The sequence below is a fragment of the Aureliella helgolandensis genome (genome assembly GCF_007752135.1).
GTDB lineage: Bacteria > Planctomycetota > Planctomycetia > Pirellulales > Pirellulaceae > Aureliella > Aureliella helgolandensis.
Genome location: NZ_CP036298.1, coordinates 2550638 through 2567392 on the forward strand (window position 1 = coordinate 2550638; position 16755 = coordinate 2567392).

12 protein-coding genes are annotated in these 16755 nt (G+C 53.9%); 4 read left to right on the forward strand and 8 right to left on the reverse strand.

Annotation, left to right across the window (positions count from 1 at the left end):
- Window positions 1-212 precede the first annotated feature (212 nt).
- The gene (locus tag Q31a_RS09085) at window positions 213-1388 is read left to right on the forward strand and encodes a hypothetical protein (RefSeq protein WP_145076797.1); all 1176 of its coding nucleotides are present in this window, start codon (window positions 213-215) and stop codon (window positions 1386-1388) included.
- Between the two features lie 122 nt (window positions 1389-1510).
- Here the strand turns inward: Q31a_RS09085 and Q31a_RS09090 are convergent, their stop codons facing one another.
- Window positions 1511-2620, reverse strand: coding sequence for a DUF5658 family protein (locus Q31a_RS09090; RefSeq protein ID WP_145076799.1), 1110 nt, complete (start codon window positions 2618-2620; stop codon window positions 1511-1513).
- A 246-nt stretch (window positions 2621-2866) separates the two neighbouring features.
- On the opposite strand from Q31a_RS09090, the gene Q31a_RS09095 reads away from it, so the two are divergent.
- Both Q31a_RS09095 and Q31a_RS09100 read left to right on the forward strand, forming a co-directional pair.
- The gene (locus Q31a_RS09095; RefSeq protein ID WP_145076801.1) at window positions 2867-6610 is read left to right on the forward strand and encodes a DUF1553 domain-containing protein; all 3744 of its coding nucleotides are present in this window, start codon (window positions 2867-2869) and stop codon (window positions 6608-6610) included.
- Between the two features lie 29 nt (window positions 6611-6639).
- Window positions 6640-7923: a DUF1501 domain-containing protein gene (locus tag Q31a_RS09100; protein WP_145076803.1), complete on the forward strand. Its 1284-nt coding sequence runs from the start codon at window positions 6640-6642 to the stop codon at window positions 7921-7923.
- On the opposite strand, the gene tssG is transcribed toward Q31a_RS09100, so the two are convergent.
- From tssG to tssA, 7 genes are all read right to left on the reverse strand, one after another.
- Complete coding sequence (tssG, locus tag Q31a_RS09105) at window positions 7920-9155, reverse strand: type VI secretion system baseplate subunit TssG (protein WP_145076805.1); 1236 nt, start codon at window positions 9153-9155, stop codon at window positions 7920-7922. The two genes, Q31a_RS09100 and tssG, sit on opposite strands and share 4 nt — an antisense overlap.
- A complete protein-coding gene (tssF, locus tag Q31a_RS09110; RefSeq protein WP_145076807.1) occupies window positions 9155-10999 on the reverse strand; it encodes a type VI secretion system baseplate subunit TssF in 1845 nt (614 codons plus the stop codon). The genes tssG and tssF overlap by 1 nt, the downstream gene beginning before the upstream one ends.
- 29 nt (window positions 11000-11028) lie before the next feature.
- The gene (gene tssE, locus Q31a_RS09115; RefSeq protein ID WP_145076809.1) at window positions 11029-11520 is read right to left on the reverse strand and encodes a type VI secretion system baseplate subunit TssE; all 492 of its coding nucleotides are present in this window, start codon (window positions 11518-11520) and stop codon (window positions 11029-11031) included.
- A 147-nt stretch (window positions 11521-11667) separates the two neighbouring features.
- Window positions 11668-12180, reverse strand: coding sequence for an Hcp family type VI secretion system effector (locus tag Q31a_RS09120; RefSeq protein ID WP_197356540.1), 513 nt, complete (start codon window positions 12178-12180; stop codon window positions 11668-11670).
- A gap of 135 nt (window positions 12181-12315) precedes the next feature.
- On the reverse strand, window positions 12316-13791 hold the full coding sequence (tssC, locus tag Q31a_RS09125; protein WP_145076813.1) for a type VI secretion system contractile sheath large subunit: 1476 nt from the start codon (window positions 13789-13791) through the stop codon (window positions 12316-12318).
- Between the two features lie 99 nt (window positions 13792-13890).
- A complete protein-coding gene (gene tssB / locus Q31a_RS09130; protein ID WP_145076816.1) occupies window positions 13891-14418 on the reverse strand; it encodes a type VI secretion system contractile sheath small subunit in 528 nt (175 codons plus the stop codon).
- A gap of 70 nt (window positions 14419-14488) precedes the next feature.
- A complete protein-coding gene (gene tssA / locus Q31a_RS09135; protein WP_145076818.1) occupies window positions 14489-15619 on the reverse strand; it encodes a type VI secretion system protein TssA in 1131 nt (376 codons plus the stop codon).
- A gap of 293 nt (window positions 15620-15912) precedes the next feature.
- On the opposite strand from tssA, the gene Q31a_RS09140 reads away from it, so the two are divergent.
- The gene (locus tag Q31a_RS09140) at window positions 15913-16605 is read left to right on the forward strand and encodes a DotU family type IV/VI secretion system protein (protein WP_145076820.1); all 693 of its coding nucleotides are present in this window, start codon (window positions 15913-15915) and stop codon (window positions 16603-16605) included.
- Window positions 16606-16755: the final 150 nt, after the last annotated feature.

Here is a 16755-nt window from a genome sequence, read left to right on the forward strand (position 1 = left end):
GTGGGGCTTCCGTAGCGTGCGTAGGTTTGTTGGCAAACTCTGGGGACCGAGTTCGACGATACCTCCAGGACACCTCCCACTATTTTCCATGGGCGTTGGACGCTAACGTTTCGCACTGTCTCTGTCGATTTGGGTCGATGGTGATGGACTTTAGGGCGAACCATACGAGATGCGTTTGAACGTTCTTCACACGATTTAATGCAGGATCGCGTATGCCATTTCTGTCTGGTAGCCTTGGGTTCGAACGTTTCAGTGTCACGGGTTTCGATGCGCCCCATTTCGAAGAAGAGATCATCGAAAAACTGTCGCACCACGCCAGTGGCAAGTTCCAAACTTCGTCGACGGAGAATACGTCGATTGGGTTTATTGGTGGAGATCACTTGTTTGATCAACATTTCGATTTCGGTAAGAATATTATCCACGACGCGCTGCACTGTGGGGTACGGGTAGACACCAATCAAGTCCCAGCAGCCATTCGCAAAGCTTGGTTGCAGATGGAAATCGCTGGCTTGGCCAAGGACAATGCCTCAGGTCGTCCAACCAAAACGCAGAAACTAGAGGCCAAAGAGGCGGTCGAGGCGCGGTGCGAAGCCGAAGCGGCTACTGGGAAATATCGCAAGATGTCCAGCTTTTCGGTGCTGTGGGACCGCCTGCAGAGCTTGCTCTATTTTGGTGGTTCCGGTGCAGCTGCAGCTGGACATTGTGCCGACCTGTTCGAGCGCGCCTTTGACGTGGAACTTAGCCGAGTGACGGCCGGTACGGTGGCCATCAATTGGGCGATCGGAGCTGGAAAGCTAGCTGAGGTGGAAGACCTTCGACCTGCCGCATTCGTCCCTGCCCATACACATGGTGAGCTTGCCTGGGCTAACGTGGACTCCAGCAATCCCGATTTTCTGGGCAACGAGTTTATCTTGTGGCTTTGGTGGACGCTAGAGAATGAGACCGACACGATTCAACTTTCCGATGAATCTGAGGTTACGATTATGTTGACCAAGACGCTGACGTTGGAATGCCCGCTGGGAGAACACGGCAAAGAGACGATCTCGGCCGAGTCCCCCGTTAAGCTTTCCGAAGCCATGCAGGCCGTTCGGGCTGGGAAACTGCCCCGCAAGACTGGCATGACTCTGGTCCGCAACGGAACGCAATACGATTTAGTCTTGCAAGCCGAATCGTTCGCCATCAGTGGTGCCAAGATTCATGTAGACGAAGATGATGGCTATGGTATCGAGGACCGAATTGACGGAATTCGTGAGCTTAGTGAGACCGTGGACCTTCTGTTTCAGCATTTCTTGGCGCGGAGAGTCAGTTCAGCGTGGTCCCAAGAGTTGCAACAAATTAGCAGCTGGCTTAGTAGTGAAAAGCCCCTCCTGCAGAGTTCCGCTGCCTAAGTGGGGCGGAATCACTGCAACCTCCAGCGGCCGGAGTGGTAGAGCTAGGCCAAGTGCGCGACCGACAGGGAACTTGGAACTTGTTGCGTCGTGCACCTGGCATCCGCGAGACTTAGGAACGCTCAACTGATGAGCGAGTCGACGACCACCCAGCGAAAAGTGAGGAGTACACAGACCAGGCACATCCACCAAGTTGCCAGTTGAATCTTCTCATTGCGTCGCATGGCGTACAGAATGCCACAGGCGCCAAGGGTGGCCACGGCTTTGAAGCCCGCCAAGGCCCAGGGGGAGTGGATGAAATAGGCTGCAAAGGGATTTAGCTCGGTCATTTCTCCAGCTTGTGCCGCCAAAATCGTCCACACTAAATCTAAGCAACTCATCCCCAGCATGAGTGCGATGGCAATTTTCATGGCGTTCTCTGCCGCGTCGCGATCCACGACCGCTGGCCAACGCAATGTATGCCCCAATGCAACCACCCCTAGAAGCATCCCCAAAATCGTCAGGGGATACGATGCGTGACGCAGTCGTGACACGGCCGAATTGTGATCCAAATTGGCCTCTTCGACCGAATCAAAGCTGTTGATCACCACGTTCATCCATTGTCGGGTCTCAGCATCTGGGGTGAATGAGTTCAGCAACTGGCTCCATTGCGAGCGCCGTTCGGAGGGAGCCAGTTCGAGAAAATCGTGGAGCACTTCATCCGACGGGGGAGAATCAGAGAATGCCGAATAGAAATCATGGCGGTCTCCCATGGAGCTTAGGTATTGGGATTCTTGATCGAAACAGACGACAATTGCGTTCTGTTCCAAGTTGCTGGCTAGAACTTTAGCCAGATTGTCACAGGATTCCCGCTGACGCCCCCAAACGCCCTCGAAGCGGCGAGAATTCTGAGGCCTCGAACGACCAAACCGATTTCCATCGCCACGCAAAGGAGGCGCGTTATCCACGGAATGCCCGCTGGAGGAACTGATCAAATGAATGGAATCAGCTCTTTGAGCTAGTTCTCGATCTTGGATTGCAAAGAAGACCCTATCATTGACGGTGATCTGCTGCTCTGTGGCAACAATGCGGTAGGGCGCCGAAATATGCTGACCGTCCAGGAAAACCAGGCCAGACGAGATGTTGTTCACGTAGAGCACGTTCTGGTCAACGACATCTGCTGCCGAGAAAGCCGTGGTCCCCAAACTCACAAGAACGAATGCCGCCAGAGCGGTTATGGGCAGTCGACGCATCGATGACATCCTGTTGGTCCTGCATTCGAATGGCAGCAGCCCGAGGAGGGGCTCAGCTTGAACAGTTATTGAGGTAGTGACCCAAACACCTCAACTTCCTACGAGTTTCGTCCGTGGTGTAGAATATAACTTGCTATCACCCCTTGCGGGTGGTAGTTGCTGGATATCCCACCGCGTTGACTGCTTCCCACCTTCCCGAATCCTACCGCTATTTGGCACTGGGCCACACGTTCCCAGTGGTATGCAATGCTCAATTTCTTGAAGATTCATCGTACCATCGTTTGGGGGCTCATTGTAGTCGGAATTGGTGGTGGGACTGCGGGAGAAGTACTGGCATTTGCTGCGCCCCCTCCAGAGCCCGTAGCGAGCTGGGAGTTTAGTGCAGAGGAATCGACGCCCTTGCGGCCGCATGGCGGCGTGCACCGTGATCAGCCGGGACCGCGTCCGCCCGAGTATCCCGATTTTGATGCGAGCAACACTGCGGTCAAATTCGATGGCCGTGGGGCTTATTTCTCACTAGAAGATTCAGGGGAGCAGAGTTCCTTCGATTTCACTAACGGAGAGACCATCAGCTTGGAAGCTTGGGTCCGCGTAGAGGATTTAAATCGCAATGAGAACTCCTATATCATTGGCAAGGGGCGAACGGGAAGCCCTGGCTTTGCAAAGAATAACCAAAATTGGGCGCTTCGAGTACGGGAATCCGGGGGGCTAGCCAGCGTCAGCTTCCTGTTCGCAACGCTGGGGGACTCCGATGTGGACGGTTCTCTCTGGCACCGTTGGACCACGAAGTCTGGTTTTCAGCCTGGCAGAGGCTGGCATCATGTGGCAATTACTTATCGGTTTGGTGAACCGGAGAGTATGCGAGGGTGGATTGATGGTGCGCCACAACCGGGGAGCTGGGACCTTGCGGGGCCCACCACTGAGGCCCCCATGGTTGATGATGATGCGATCTGGATAGGTTCGTCTCAACAAGGCAATCCAGGCAACAGCTTTCGTGGCTCCCTGGATTCAATTGCGATCTTTCGCAGCGCTTTTGACGATGAAATGATGAAGGCGCGCTATCGTCGGCTAGGAGAGGATCTACCAATTCTCCCGGCTGAAGATGTGATGCCTCGCCTCACGGAATTGCCCTCCCATCGCGTTCGATTTTCGATTCATGAAGGGATGCCAAGCCACAGTCGCTGGTTGAACAACAACGAGGAACTCCCTCCCGAGACTCTTTCCTGGGAAATGGATAGCTTTCTGCTCGATCGCGTTCCCACACGCTATGACGAATGGGGAATTCGATCTGCGTGGGGCACTCCCGTGCTATTGCGTATGGCCACTCGAACTCAATTGCCCCCCGGCCCCTGCCGGCTGATGATGCGCGTTCGTGGGCTGGGGCGCTTGTGGGTGAATGGAAAGGTTGTAGCGCGGAGTGTACCGCTGTTAGCATCTCCGAATGGAGAGGAGCCGTTGACGCCTGTGACCGACGTTCCAGTTGCTGGCATGCGGATTGCCGAACATCGTCAACAGCAAGTCCTGGGAATGGCAGAAGTGCCCGCAGACGGCTGGTGTGAGATCGTACTGGAGATGATCGTGGGTGGGGAAGACTTCCGTCCAGATCCAGGGGAAACGTGCGTTGCAGCAGAGACGATCGTCGGAGCGCCATTTACTCTGTTGCCCGCGGCCGGGGAGTCGGCGGTGTCCTTAGTGGATACTCAGATCGAAGCGGCATTGCTCCAGAGCGAGACCACGCTTCAGAGCTTGGACAATCAGCGGCGGCGCATCCTCTCGAAGAGCCAAGACACCTTTTGGGAAATGCGGCATGCGGCCGCCAAAACATGGGTGGAGGAACACCTCGTGCCCGTCCCCGTCAGCCAAGAAAGGCATCCTATAGATGCTTTCCTGCAAGCGAAGATTGCCAAGACATTGCAGGCCGTGGGAAATACCCCACCTGAACAAGCGGAAAGTTTTCATGGGGAAGTCCTACCGATCCTACGCAGTCATTGTTTCCGCTGTCATGGCGAAAAGGCTCAAGGAGGATTGTTGCTCAACGACCGAGCAGCCCTCCTACGCGGAGGCGATTCAGGGAATCCGATTGTCATCCCTGGGAGCTTGGCGGACAGCGAGTTGGTTCGTCGAATTCGTGCGCAGGATGACGACGAACGGATGCCGCCTGGTGACCAGGGATTGTCCGAATCGCAGATTGCGACGCTTGAAAAATGGATTGCAGCTGGGGCCGCCTGGCCAGCAATTCCGGTTTCGCCAGAATCGCTAGAGCCGGGCCCGCCCTTGAACGACGCCGCCTTGTTGCGTCGCATCTACCTGGATGTTGTCGGGGTGCCGCCCACGGAGGCTGAAGTGCGGGCGTTTTTAGCAGATAGGCGGTCAGACAAACGCCAACGCGCCATCGACCGCTTGTTGGAAGACCCGCGTTGGGCGGATCATTGGGTCAGCTATTGGCAGGATGTTTTGGCTGAAAACCCCACGATCATTAACAAAAGTCTCAATTCGACAGGGCCGTTTCGTTGGTTTCTGTACGAAGCGCTACGCGACAACAAAGCGATGGATCGCATGGTTACAGAATTGATACTATTGCGTGGAGATGCCCATGAAGGGGGAAGTGCTGGTTTTGGAATTGCCGGGAATAACGATGCCCCCTTTGCCGCCAAGGGGCAGATTGTGGCTAGCGCGTTCCTGGGAATTGATCTGCAGTGCGCGAGATGTCATGACTCACCCTATCACAGCACATTGCAGCGTGATCTGTATGCCTTGGCTGCCATGTTCGAACAGAAATCGGTAGTCGTACCTCAATCGAGCCGTGTTCCCAAAGAGTTCTTCGAGCAGCAGCTGCGGGAATCGTTGATCCAAGTTACCTTGCAGCCCAATGAGCAGGTGGCACCTGTGTGGCCATTTGCGGAGGTGACGGGATGCCAGGATGACTCTTCACTGGATCGACTGTTGCATGATCCCAGCAATACACGTCACCGCTTGGCGGGCTTGTTAACGGCACCTCAGAACACGCGGTTCACCCAAGTAATCGCCAATCGAGTTTGGCGACGTTTGATGGGAGCCGGGCTGATCGAATCTCCGGATGACTGGGAGGGGAAAACAGCCAGCCATCCAGAATTGTTGGCTTGGTTGTCCCAAGAGTTAATGACGCACCGCTACGATGTCAAGCATCTCACACGATTGATCATGACGAGCGATCTTTATCAACGCCAAGCGGTGGGAGAAAATCGAAGTAGCGAGGCGGTGGCGCGATTCTTCGTCGCTCCTGACCGTCGACGTTTAACGGCGGAGCAACTGGTGGACTCCTTATATGCCTCCGCCGGACAGCCGATGCACGTTGAAGAATTTACCTTTGACCCGGATGGGAGGCGAGCGGCCGACAATCGTCTGACCCTAGGCAGGCCTTCGCGAGCCTGGATGTTTGCGAGTTTAGCGAACGAACGCGATCGACCAAGTCTTAGTTTGCCGGCAGCCCGCGCTGTCGCTGATGTCTTAGAAGCCTTTGGTTGGTCGGGCTCCCGACAGAATCCTCGCACCAATCGTGAGACCATGCCCGATCTACTGCAACCAGGAGTCCTCGCTAATGGTACGGCGTCCAACTGGCTAACTCGTATCACAGCCAATGGAGAATTGTCTGAAGTGGCCCTCCACAGCAGTTCTCCCGATGAGGTGGTCGAGCGTCTCTTTCTGCGCTACCTCAGTCGGTTCCCCAGCACCGCGGAAAGAGAGGCTCTCGTTGCTCAACTAACGCCTGGGTTTGAATCGCGGATTTTGCCACCAGATCAACAGCCCAAATCGCCGCGGGAAGAGGTCCTTCCTCGCGTCACTTGGTCCAATCACTTGCGACCAGAGGCAAATCAGATCGCTCTGGAGATGGAAATGCGAGCGCGGCGCGGTCCTCTGCCGGATCCACGCCTGAACCCTGCTTGGCGAGAGCGCCTCGAGGATGTGGTCTGGAGTATTGTCAACCTAAGTGAGTTTGTTTGGGTCCCGTAGCAACACATTACCCACACTGAGAGAAGATTATGAGTATGTTTCCACGCCGAAACTTTTTAGCGCAGGCCGGTACCACCGCAGCGGCGTTCGCAGCTATGGGGCCGGTTTGCCAGGGAGCGTCAACGCCCTTAAAAGGGCAAGCGGAGCATGTGATCTCCATTTGGCTCGGAGGCGGGATGGGAGCCATCGATACCTTCGATCCCAAACGCAAAGGTGATCCTAAAACCAAAACACCGGGCGGCTACTATGACCCCATCGAGACGTCGGTACCCGGTGTGCAACTCTGTGAGCATCTAAAAAACTTAGCACCTTTGATGGAGCATGTAACTGCGGTCCGAACCGTCAATCACGATATGATTGATGAGCATGCTGCTGCTACGAATCGTATGCACACCGGTAGGCCGGTCAGTGGAACAGTCGTCTACCCATCGTTGGGCTCGGTGATTGCACATGAGCGTGGCGCGGCCGCAGATGGGGCCCCTGCCTATGTCTTGATTGGATACCCCAACATTACGCGCGGCCCCGGATTTCTCGGCTCGCGGGCGGGGTATCTCTACCTGACCGATACGAGTCAGGGGCCCGCTGGGCTGTCACGTCCCGAGGGGATCACTGCGGTGCGCCAAGATCGGCGGAACGCTCTGCTTGGTAGGCTGAGGTCTGCTCAATTGCGGCAAGCGGATCCACAGATCCTGGACTATGAGGCAGCTATCGAACAGAGTTTGAAACTGAGTGGCCCAGAGTTCGGCGGTTGCTTCAAGCTCGAAGAAGAGCCTGATGACTTGCGGAATCGCTATGGCGGCGAATTCGGCCAACGCTGCTTGCTCTCTCGCCGGCTAATTGAGCGCGGAGTGCGATTTGTAGAAGTTTCCCATAACTTGAATTTCCTAAATGGAGCTGGGTGGGATGTCCATTACGAAGGTATTCTCCAGCAACACGCCTTGATTCAAGAGATGGATCAAGCCGTAAGTGCACTCATTGTCGATTTGAAGGACAAGCGGCTATTGGACAAAACCCTGATTGTCATTACTTCAGAATTTGGACGACCGCCAGAATTTGACAGCGGCGGTGGCCGTGGGCACCAGGGATCCGCCTTTACCTGTGTGCTGGCAGGAGGAGGTTTGAGGCATGCGGGAGCCTATGGCGAGACGGACGAGCTCGGTAGAAAAATTGTCTCTAGCCCGGTAGGTGTGCCGGACTTTTTCGCGACGATCCATGCTGCCTTGGGGATCGATTACGGCAAGTATCTGTACGACGGAGATCGACCGGTGCCAATCACCGATCTCGGGAAACCCATCACCGCCCTATTCGGTTAAGCTGCTTCGACGAATGTCGCATCGTCGACCAACTCCACCTGTTCGTCGCTCGGAAGCCACGTATTCCAACCCAAGCGGAGCCCTGCCTGGTCGTCATCCGAGACTTGGCACTCGGGGACCTCGTCGCCCGCTAGCGTCATCTGGAATTCGAAATCAAATTCCGGTCCAACAAAGAGTCGCGTTAATTCACTGAGCAACTCAAATTGGTTCTTGTGGGGCGCCGATTCACGATCTGGTATGAGATCACAGAATTGTTGCCAAGTAAGAGGGCCAATGCGCACGACGATCTTATTTTGCCTCTCCCAGGTTTGATTGCCAATTACGGCATTCTCAGCCAACACGCAATTGCCCCCGAGCACTCCCAATTGAGTTTGAGCTTCCTCGTCGATCGAGAGCCAGTTTCCCTGCAATTGAAGAACTTGGGTAGGAAGTTCGAAATAGTCCTCCAGCAGTGCCTGGAGATTGGCCGCCGTACGAGGCCGTTGCGAAAGGAGGCCGCAATAACGCAGCAGCGATTGCCGCACGGTGGTGGTAGGAGTCCCCGTCGGTTGTTCCGCTGCAATGACGTCCGTGATGGTTGGTTGAGTTCGCGGCAGAGAAAAGTGGCTGATTTGCCGGCTCACTGCAGGGAGCCCAACACCAAAAGTACTCTGCAAAATCTGCGTAAAGCGATCGACGGTTTCATGTTGCCCGACAGGCTGCAGAGCTTGATGGAAGGAGGTGTACGGGCGGTATTTCTTCCAGCTTGAATAGAAAAGTGCAATGATGCGGTTGTTGAAGAGGTCCAACCAATCGCGCAGTGCGTGCTTCTGCGCGGAGCGGCTTTCGATTTCGATGCGCCGCAACAGCTCGGTATAGTGATCGGGCAAAATGCCCGCAGGGCCGGTCAACCCCATAAAGCCAACCGTCATCTTAGCAAGCGGTTGCTCGGTCGTGGCGGGGGAAATGCAATGAATGGCGCTTGAGGCAAAGCCCAGAGAGGTGGAATGGGCGGCAAATTTGACGGCAGCTGGTTTCCCAAATTCACTGACTTCACCGATGCGCTTTCGCTCTGGGTAGATGGTTTCCAGCAGCATCGCAGCTTGAAAGAAGTCAAAGTCGCAGCCATCTTCAAACAGTGCTTGTGCAATGGTCTTGGGGGGAGTGCGACGGTTGGCTAGTGCAATCCCTGAAGTGCTGAAGGGAGTTGCATTCAACAGGGAAGGGCTGATTGAGGGGATTGGATTGTCCATTATAAGTGTTCCGCTCCAAGCAATGGGCTCCAATGTCGCAACGGTGCTTCGCGTTGCTTAGTCTTGGCGAGCAATTCGGTAAAGGAATTGATGGATGCATATTTGGCGAAGAAATGTCGCATCACGCACGAGAACAGGAATGCGCCCACTCCAATGTATTTTTCCTCATCGAGTTCCAACGTAATCTCGAGACCGCGGCAAAAAGCGCTTTCATCGGCTTTGCCAATACGACGCGTCACTCTGCGATTCGAGACGCTGAGAATGCCTTCCACCATCTGGCGATTGACCGCCGTGAGTTTGCTGTTGGAATTGGAATCGGAGAAATCGTAGAGTCTCAACATTTGACGAAGACTCTCTACACCTTCATCGCTATCGGTAATCGACAAATGATTGAGCGTTAGGTGAGAGACCAAGGACCAGTGCGCCTTGCGTCGCATGGGAGCTCTCAATGGCGAAGTGACATGTTGAAGGTTGGTGATTCCTCGCAATGGAATTGCGGATTCCAGTTCAAAGGAGAGTCGCTCGTGGTAACTCTGCAATTGCAGCGGTAGGTCGCGATTGGTGCAGGTAGCGATTACCGTCAAAGCTGCTTCGGCGGGAAGATGTGGGTCGAAGTCGGGGTCCACCAAATGTAGGTGAACATCGGTACCCAGATCACCGGCGATCAAAGAGCTGGTGCGAGTGGTAAACCAGTACGCCTCGGTCGCATTGCTTCTACCTGGACGATGGAATGAATAGAACGGTTTGAGATCGCGATCCACGTGCGGGTCGGCACTCTTGACCGTATTGACTGAGTAAATTTCCATGCCTTTGGGATGGTGGACATCGGGAACGATCTTGTAGCGATAATCCTTATGCGATAGCTGAATTGGTTCACAGATCCGTTCGAACAGGTTGACCACCGGTGTGCAGCCAAGTCGAAAAGTGTTTCGATTGACTTCGCGTTCTAATCGCTCTTGGGCTTCCGACAAATAGAAAGTCACTTCGACTTGAGTTCCAAGTTGTGCCTCTCGCACCTGTTGCCAACCTCCTAGGTCGACATAGGCAAATTTTCCGGGAAAGGAAAATAGCTCGCTGAGGAGTTGGAACCCAACAAACGAATTTTTGGGGAAGGGGAGAATCGCATCTTCGGCTTCGAAGCCGACGGGAAACAGACACTCTTCGGGATCCAATTGAATTTGACTTTTTCCTGCGGTGTCGTGCGTCGCGCGGACGCTTACTCCAATCGTACGATTGAGCAGCATTTCATGGACTTTTCCCACAAGGCGAGAATCGCCGTCAATGTGCAGTCGTAGCTTCTCCAGTGAGAGATCTTCAAAACGCATCCCGCCGGTGCATTTGATCTGCAACTTAAGGGCTGCCATCGCATTGCTAGGCAGATCAAGATCGTCGGCAAACGGAGCGGAAACGAGTTGTGCATTCTCGATCTCCACAGGCCACAATTCGACAGGATAGCAGGTTCGGAATTTGCATGGCAAACCGTGGACGGGCTGCGTGTGCAGTGCACTATGACGCTCGATCGCCATCCCGCTGGCTTGTAAGTTAGCTGGCTCACCGTGGAATTGCAGCGTCGTCATCGCGGGGATCGGCGCCATAAAGTGAGGATACAGAATCGACAAAAGTGCATCGGTCAATTCTGGGAAATCGTCATCGAGCTTCTTCCGAATCCTGGCATTCAGGAACGAGAAAGACTGGATGAGGCGTTCAACATGAGGATCAGCGGTCTGCCCTTGATCGATTTGCAGACGACCAGCAGCGGAAGGATAGCGTTCCGCGAACTCACGCGATTCCTGTTGAAAGCTGGCTAGCTCGTCTTCGTAGTATCGGTACAGCGTATCGCTCATGGCAATGTTTCTTGTCGAACGAGGGAGGGCTAGAGCTTGGGGGATCGCGTGTCGACTTCCGATTCAACGTGAAAGTGCCCCGTACTCAACTGCAGCGTTGTGTCAAAGGCAAATTCGCGGGCCTGATCCACTTTCAGTTTGGCGTTGATGCGAAACTGCATTTTGGTCAGGCTTTGTTCGGAACTCTCAATAAAGGCAACCTGCACGTCGGAGACACGCGGTTCGAAAGTACGGATGACCGATTCCACCGTTCTGAAGAACCGTGCTCTCGAAGCGGGGGTCTCCATATCGAAGCCGGATACATCGGGCAGCCCAAAGTTGATAATGGATTCGTTGAGCTTGGGATACTTGAGCGTGGCCGTATTGGTCTGTCGGGCGTTCAGTAGATTTTCCAAGTCGCGCTGGACAGAAGCCAGGAGTTCCTTCTCGTCGTACCAAGCGTTGGAATCATGATACATGCTTGCATCGACCAATCGATCCAAAACGGAGGGTACCATCGCTTGAGATGCTGGTCCGTACATATTGCTCGCAAGGAAGAAGGGGAGACGGAGGTGGGGCGGTGATTGGGGGAGAGGAGGTGTTGCAGCCAGACCCAGATTCTCAGGCCCTAAACGGACGATCGCCAATGGGCTGAGCTCATTGGCGATCGATCGCGTTTAAAGCGACAATTAGACGGTCTTGTTAGCGACCAAGTTGTAGCCAGCTTTGACGGGAGTGTCTAACGCTCCGTCGGCTTTCTGTGGCTTATATTCAAACTCGATCTTACCGAAGCTGAAGCAGATTTCGTCGGTAGGCCGGCCCTCGACCTTATCGTCTTGCGTCACGCTATCGCTGCTGGGATGGCTCATCGTACGGAATTTGGAGACGACGATCTCGCTCATCTTGATGGAGTAGAATTCCTGTTGGTCCCCGCCCGCTTTGCGGCAGTTCAGAGTCGCGGAAGGAATATGCTTTCCGCTGGCACAGAACAGCATCAATTTGGGAGTTGCCTTGCACGTGGGCATGACAAACTTGAATGCTTCCATGTGGACCTTGCCGGCTCCGCCCCCGCCGCCTTGTGCGAAGGAACCGTTCTGGGATTCAGTCCAGTCATAGGAAATGATTTCAATTTCATTGGCGTGCTTGTCGTCATGCGAGTCGCCGTCAATACCATCAATCTTCAAGAAATAATCAACTGACATTATCGTGTCCTTTAAATGGAATGTAGCTAAGCTAACCGGGGTAATTGAGAGAGGTCGCGCTCCGATGTCGGATAGACATCGGAGCGAATAGGAAATTTAGATGTAGGTGGACTAAGTACACTAGTCTCGAGGGGCTTAAGCCTTTTGTGGGACTTCAGCGACCAGACGCATCGATGCGGTCAACGTTTCCAACTGGAAGTGAGGTCGCAGATGGGCTACTGCTTGATACCAGCCTGGACGACCCTCAATCTCTGTGACCTCAACCGAAGCGGCAGAGAGTGGGCAGCGGGCCTTCATTTCTTCACCAGCTGTTTCAGGATCACAGACGTAGTTTCCGATCCAATTATTCAACCAACGCTCGCATTCGAAGCGTTCCATGCCGGAGCCAATCTTGTCGCGAGCCATCACCTTGAGGTAATGGCCGAAGCGAGATACACACAGCAGGTAGTTGATCTTCGCCGACAGTTCGGCATTGGCATTGGCATCCGCTTCGAAGTAGGTCTTCGGCTTTTGCGCTGACTGGGCACCCATGAACACTGCATAGTCGTGATTCTTGGCATGCAATAGTGGCAGGAAGCCGAGGTTGGATAGTTCGAATTCGCGACGATCGGTGATGGCGATCTCGGTTGGACATTTCATGGCCACATCGCCATCGTCTGTTGGGAACGTGTGAACGGGCAGGCCTTCAACCTTGCCACCGCCCTCAACGCCACGGATGTTGGCCATCCAACCGCTCTTCGAGAATGCATCGGTAATTCGCGAAGCGTAAGCCCAACTTGAATTCATCCAGAGGTACTTGTCGTGGTCTTTGCCATCAACGAATTCTTCGAAGTTGAATTCTTCAACTTGCTTGAATTCTGCTCCGTAGGGTAGGCGGCCGAGCACGTGTGGCAGGGTGATTGCGCAATAGCGGGAATCTTCCGATTCTCGGAATGAACGCCAGCTGGCGTATTCAACGCCATCGAAGATCTTGGCCAAATCGCGAGGGTTTGCCAGTTCTGTAAACTCGTTCATGTTGAACAGTTTGGGATCAGCACTGGATACCAATGGAGCGTGAGCTGCGGCAGCTACATTCGACAGCAACTTCAACAGGTTGATGTCATCTGCCGAGCGGCTAAATGCGTAGTCACCCACTAGAAGGCCGTAAGGCTCGCCACCAAGTTGGCCGTATTCCTCTTCGTAGACCTTACGGAAGATTGTGCTTTGGTCGAACTCAATCGCCTTCTCCAGGTCCTTCTGCAGGTCCTTCTTGGCGACGTTCATGACTCGAATCTTGAGGGAAGATCCCGTTTCCGACTGATGCACCAGATAGTGCAAGCCACGCCAGGTGCCTTCGATCTTCTGGAAGGCTTCGCTGTGCATTACTTCATTGAGCTGGGAAGATAGCTTTTGGTCGATGCTGGCGATCCAGTAGTTGATGTTCGCAATAACATCCTTGGAAACCGCTTGTCCGCTGGTAACCTTGCGCAGGTATTCTTCGATGTAGGTGCGATTGAGATCGCGTTCTGTGCTGTCCATAGCACGGGTCTCGACCAAGATTTGGTCTAGTAGCGAGGCGTCCTCGACTGCGACACCGCCTGCATCCGATTGTTCTTGTAGTTCTGACGACATGTTGAGCTCCGTTTGGGTTTTGTATTGAGATGATGGTACGGGCAAAAGTGCCCCGAATAGTCAATTCGCGAGTGAGGATGGCCTTGCAGCCGCAGCCAACTAGCCAGCTGGTGCAGGCTCGGGCTCACTCACTTCGACACCCATTTCCGATGCCAGAACTCCGGCAACGTCACTGTTGTTCAACACGTCGGCTAAGAGCGATTCAAGCTTGTCATTACCTTCGAGCTTGTTCAACAGTTGAGCCAATTGGCCACGCATGTCGAGCAACTCGTTCAACGCTGGGATCTGCTTAGCAATGTTGGCTGGTTCGAAGTCTTCCATGTTTTTGATGGAGAGTTCGACGGGCAATTCTGTATTGTCGTCCGTCAGACGGTTGGCGACACGCGTTGCAACGCGGGTGTCCGATTTCGAAAGAACCTCGTTGAAGTTGTCACGATCAATGGGAACGAATTTGCGTTCCTTCATTGGCGCCAAGGCTTCTTTGGGATTGCCGGAGAGATCGGCCATGACACCTACGACGAAAGGCAATTCGCACTTTTCTAGTGCGTCACCGGTTTCTACGTCATAGCTGATTTGCACGCGCGGACGGCGGACTCGATCCAGTTTGTGCTGAAGACTCTCGCTCATAAAATTGCTCCTGATCAAAGAACGAATGGATACTGACAAAAAGTACGAAGGAACTCGAGGTGATCAAGAGTCAATTCGCGGTTTCATTTTGCTCTAAGCAAGCTTCTGGAATTCCGAATTCACGACGTAGTTCATTCAGAATACTCTCTTCACGGACAAGCTTCGTAACCAGATTGGGAAACGAAAGTTGTCCGAGGTCCACTGCCCGATTTACCATGTAAGGAATAGGGCTGTGTGGTTCAAGGGACTGCAAAAACGTGGAGGCTTCCGAGAGAAGCCGATATGCATCATCACGTGTTCGTAGCCGATAGACGGTGTGTGTTTCTGTACCTAACTCTGCCACTGCTATGGCCGCGCCAAATCCCGATGTGCCGTTTACGGAAGCTAAGTCCGTAGAGTCGGTCAATCCATCCACCGAAGGGGAGTCACTTGCCTCCATGGGCACGGGAGCAGGTTCTGTTTTTGCTAAGTATCGCGAAACAACGGAATTACAATCTTCAAGAGCGGTGCGAAGATAGGTGAACCCCGGCGCTTGCTCTCCGATTTTGGCTTCCAGCGTGGTTTTCAATTCCTGCAATCGCTGAAGCGCCGCTTGGATCTCCTCGGAGCGCTGTTTAAGCGTCTCGTACGTGGAGGCCGTAGCTGCAGCTTCCAAAGTGGCCTGTTTCTCCGCCTCGTTCGAACTCAGCGCGGACTGGAAGTCCAGAAAACAGATGGATTGATCGCCAGCGCCCAATAGTGGTAGTTGGCGGACGGTAATGGGGAAGCAGATGCCGCGACTTGAGTCATCGAGCATGTTCTCCATGGGGGAGATGCGACTGTCGACATCGTTCTCTTCTAGGGGAGGATTGCACCGATCCCAGCATTCGCTCAAAAGTTCGGTCAGGATTTCCAGCGATGTGCTTAGGCCCGCGAAACCATTCAGTCGAGTTTCAGCTTCAATGATATGGCAAACCAAACGAATGTCTTTGGTGCGCGTGGCGAGGGCCGTTTGGGCCGTATCGACGATGGCTTGCCAATCCGGGGTTCGTCGGAAGGACATGTCTGCATCGCCCGAAGGCACTTCCGGTCTGCGGAGATTCAGCAGAGGTTCGCGAAGTTCTCGGGAGTAAATGTGAGGATCACCACTGGGTGATGACTCGCTAATCGGAAGAAGCAGGTCTTCGATGTTGAAACGGATGAGCTGGCTGGATTCCGTCATGTTTCTCTGATCGAAAAAGTTTAGGCAAACGGGAAAGCTTCTCGGGGGTGAGGAAACATAACTCGCAGTTGATGCTAGTCAAACAAAATTGTTTCATTCTGTGCACTGAGCTGACTGTAGGGCTTTTACTGGTCACGGTGAGAATGCATTCAGCGCAGACTTGCTGAATTGCAGCGCCAGGTACTTAGCGTGATGTAGAGTATCCCGTCTATGTATTCGATGACTGTTGGTTTGGCAGGCATGAGATAGGCACGGTAATTCCTGTAGACCTTGCAATCAGCGGTGGTGCCAGCATGAACGATGCGTTTTCTAATATCGTGCATCCGGTAATCGAATACGGCCTAAGTCTTAAGTCCCGAATCGATGCGGGAGCCGAATTGGACTTGGAGTATCAACAATCGCGACTAAGGGACCTGCTCCTGTCCGAAGATGAGTCGCAGTTGCATGCCGAGTTCGGATCCGACCAACAACCGGCAAATCTACATACGGCTACTGATCTCAGTGCGACGCCCGGAAGAATGACCAATCGGTTTTGGGGGGTACGGTACGGACTGGTATGTTGGCTAGACGAGCTGTTTACCAATTGCCCCCAGTGGGAACAAGCTTGGAACGAAAACAAGCTAGAGTCGCAATTATACGGTACCAACGACCGCGCCTGGAAGTTCTGGGAGCAGGCTCGATTGGCGCAGACTCGCGCGGGGCTTAGCGCCTTTGAGTGCTTCTATCTGTGTGCAAGTCTTGGGTTCCGCGGCGAACTGCGGGACCAACCTGACAAGCTGCGGACGTGGTGCCAGCAAGCGAAGTTGCGTTTAGGAAGCGTTTCGGAAATTCAATTTCCGTATGTGACCGAAGTGAATCATTTCGATAATGCGCCACCCTTGCGCGGTGCTACCATGTTCAATCGGATGGCGGTTTCCTGTTGGATCGCGACGCTCGTCATCATACCTCTCATCGCATTTGCATTCATGAATCGACTTGGCGATTGACTATTGGCAATTGACGGAGAGTAGGCCGCTAGAGCTGAGGGACGGAGTCTTGAGTACACGCAGATCAACAACCGCGAAGCAAGTTTAGGCAAATACTGCCGCGCTCCGCTTCCGAGACGGTCGACCGTGACGGTCGGCTTTCCCCTTTGA

What these genes read in the sequence shown, in the direction of transcription:
- tssC (WP_145076813.1), bottom strand. Translation starts at nt 13,791, where the DNA reads ATGTCGTCAGAACTACAAGAACAATCGGATGCAGGCGGTGTCGCAGTC.
- Q31a_RS09140 (WP_145076820.1), top strand. Translation starts at nt 15,913, where the DNA reads ATGAACGATGCGTTTTCTAATATCGTGCATCCGGTAATCGAATACGGC.
- Q31a_RS09085 (WP_145076797.1), top strand. Translation starts at nt 213, where the DNA reads ATGCCATTTCTGTCTGGTAGCCTTGGGTTCGAACGTTTCAGTGTCACG.
- Q31a_RS09120 (WP_197356540.1), bottom strand. Translation starts at nt 12,180, where the DNA reads ATGTCAGTTGATTATTTCTTGAAGATTGATGGTATTGACGGCGACTCG.
- Q31a_RS09100 (WP_145076803.1), top strand. Translation starts at nt 6,640, where the DNA reads ATGAGTATGTTTCCACGCCGAAACTTTTTAGCGCAGGCCGGTACCACC.
- tssB (WP_145076816.1), bottom strand. Translation starts at nt 14,418, where the DNA reads ATGAGCGAGAGTCTTCAGCACAAACTGGATCGAGTCCGCCGTCCGCGC.
- tssA (WP_145076818.1), bottom strand. Translation starts at nt 15,619, where the DNA reads ATGACGGAATCCAGCCAGCTCATCCGTTTCAACATCGAAGACCTGCTT.
- Q31a_RS09090 (WP_145076799.1), bottom strand. Translation starts at nt 2,620, where the DNA reads ATGCGTCGACTGCCCATAACCGCTCTGGCGGCATTCGTTCTTGTGAGT.
- tssG (WP_145076805.1), bottom strand. Translation starts at nt 9,155, where the DNA reads ATGGACAATCCAATCCCCTCAATCAGCCCTTCCCTGTTGAATGCAACT.
- tssF (WP_145076807.1), bottom strand. Translation starts at nt 10,999, where the DNA reads ATGAGCGATACGCTGTACCGATACTACGAAGACGAGCTAGCCAGCTTT.
- tssE (WP_145076809.1), bottom strand. Translation starts at nt 11,520, where the DNA reads ATGTACGGACCAGCATCTCAAGCGATGGTACCCTCCGTTTTGGATCGA.
- Q31a_RS09095 (WP_145076801.1), top strand. Translation starts at nt 2,867, where the DNA reads ATGCTCAATTTCTTGAAGATTCATCGTACCATCGTTTGGGGGCTCATT.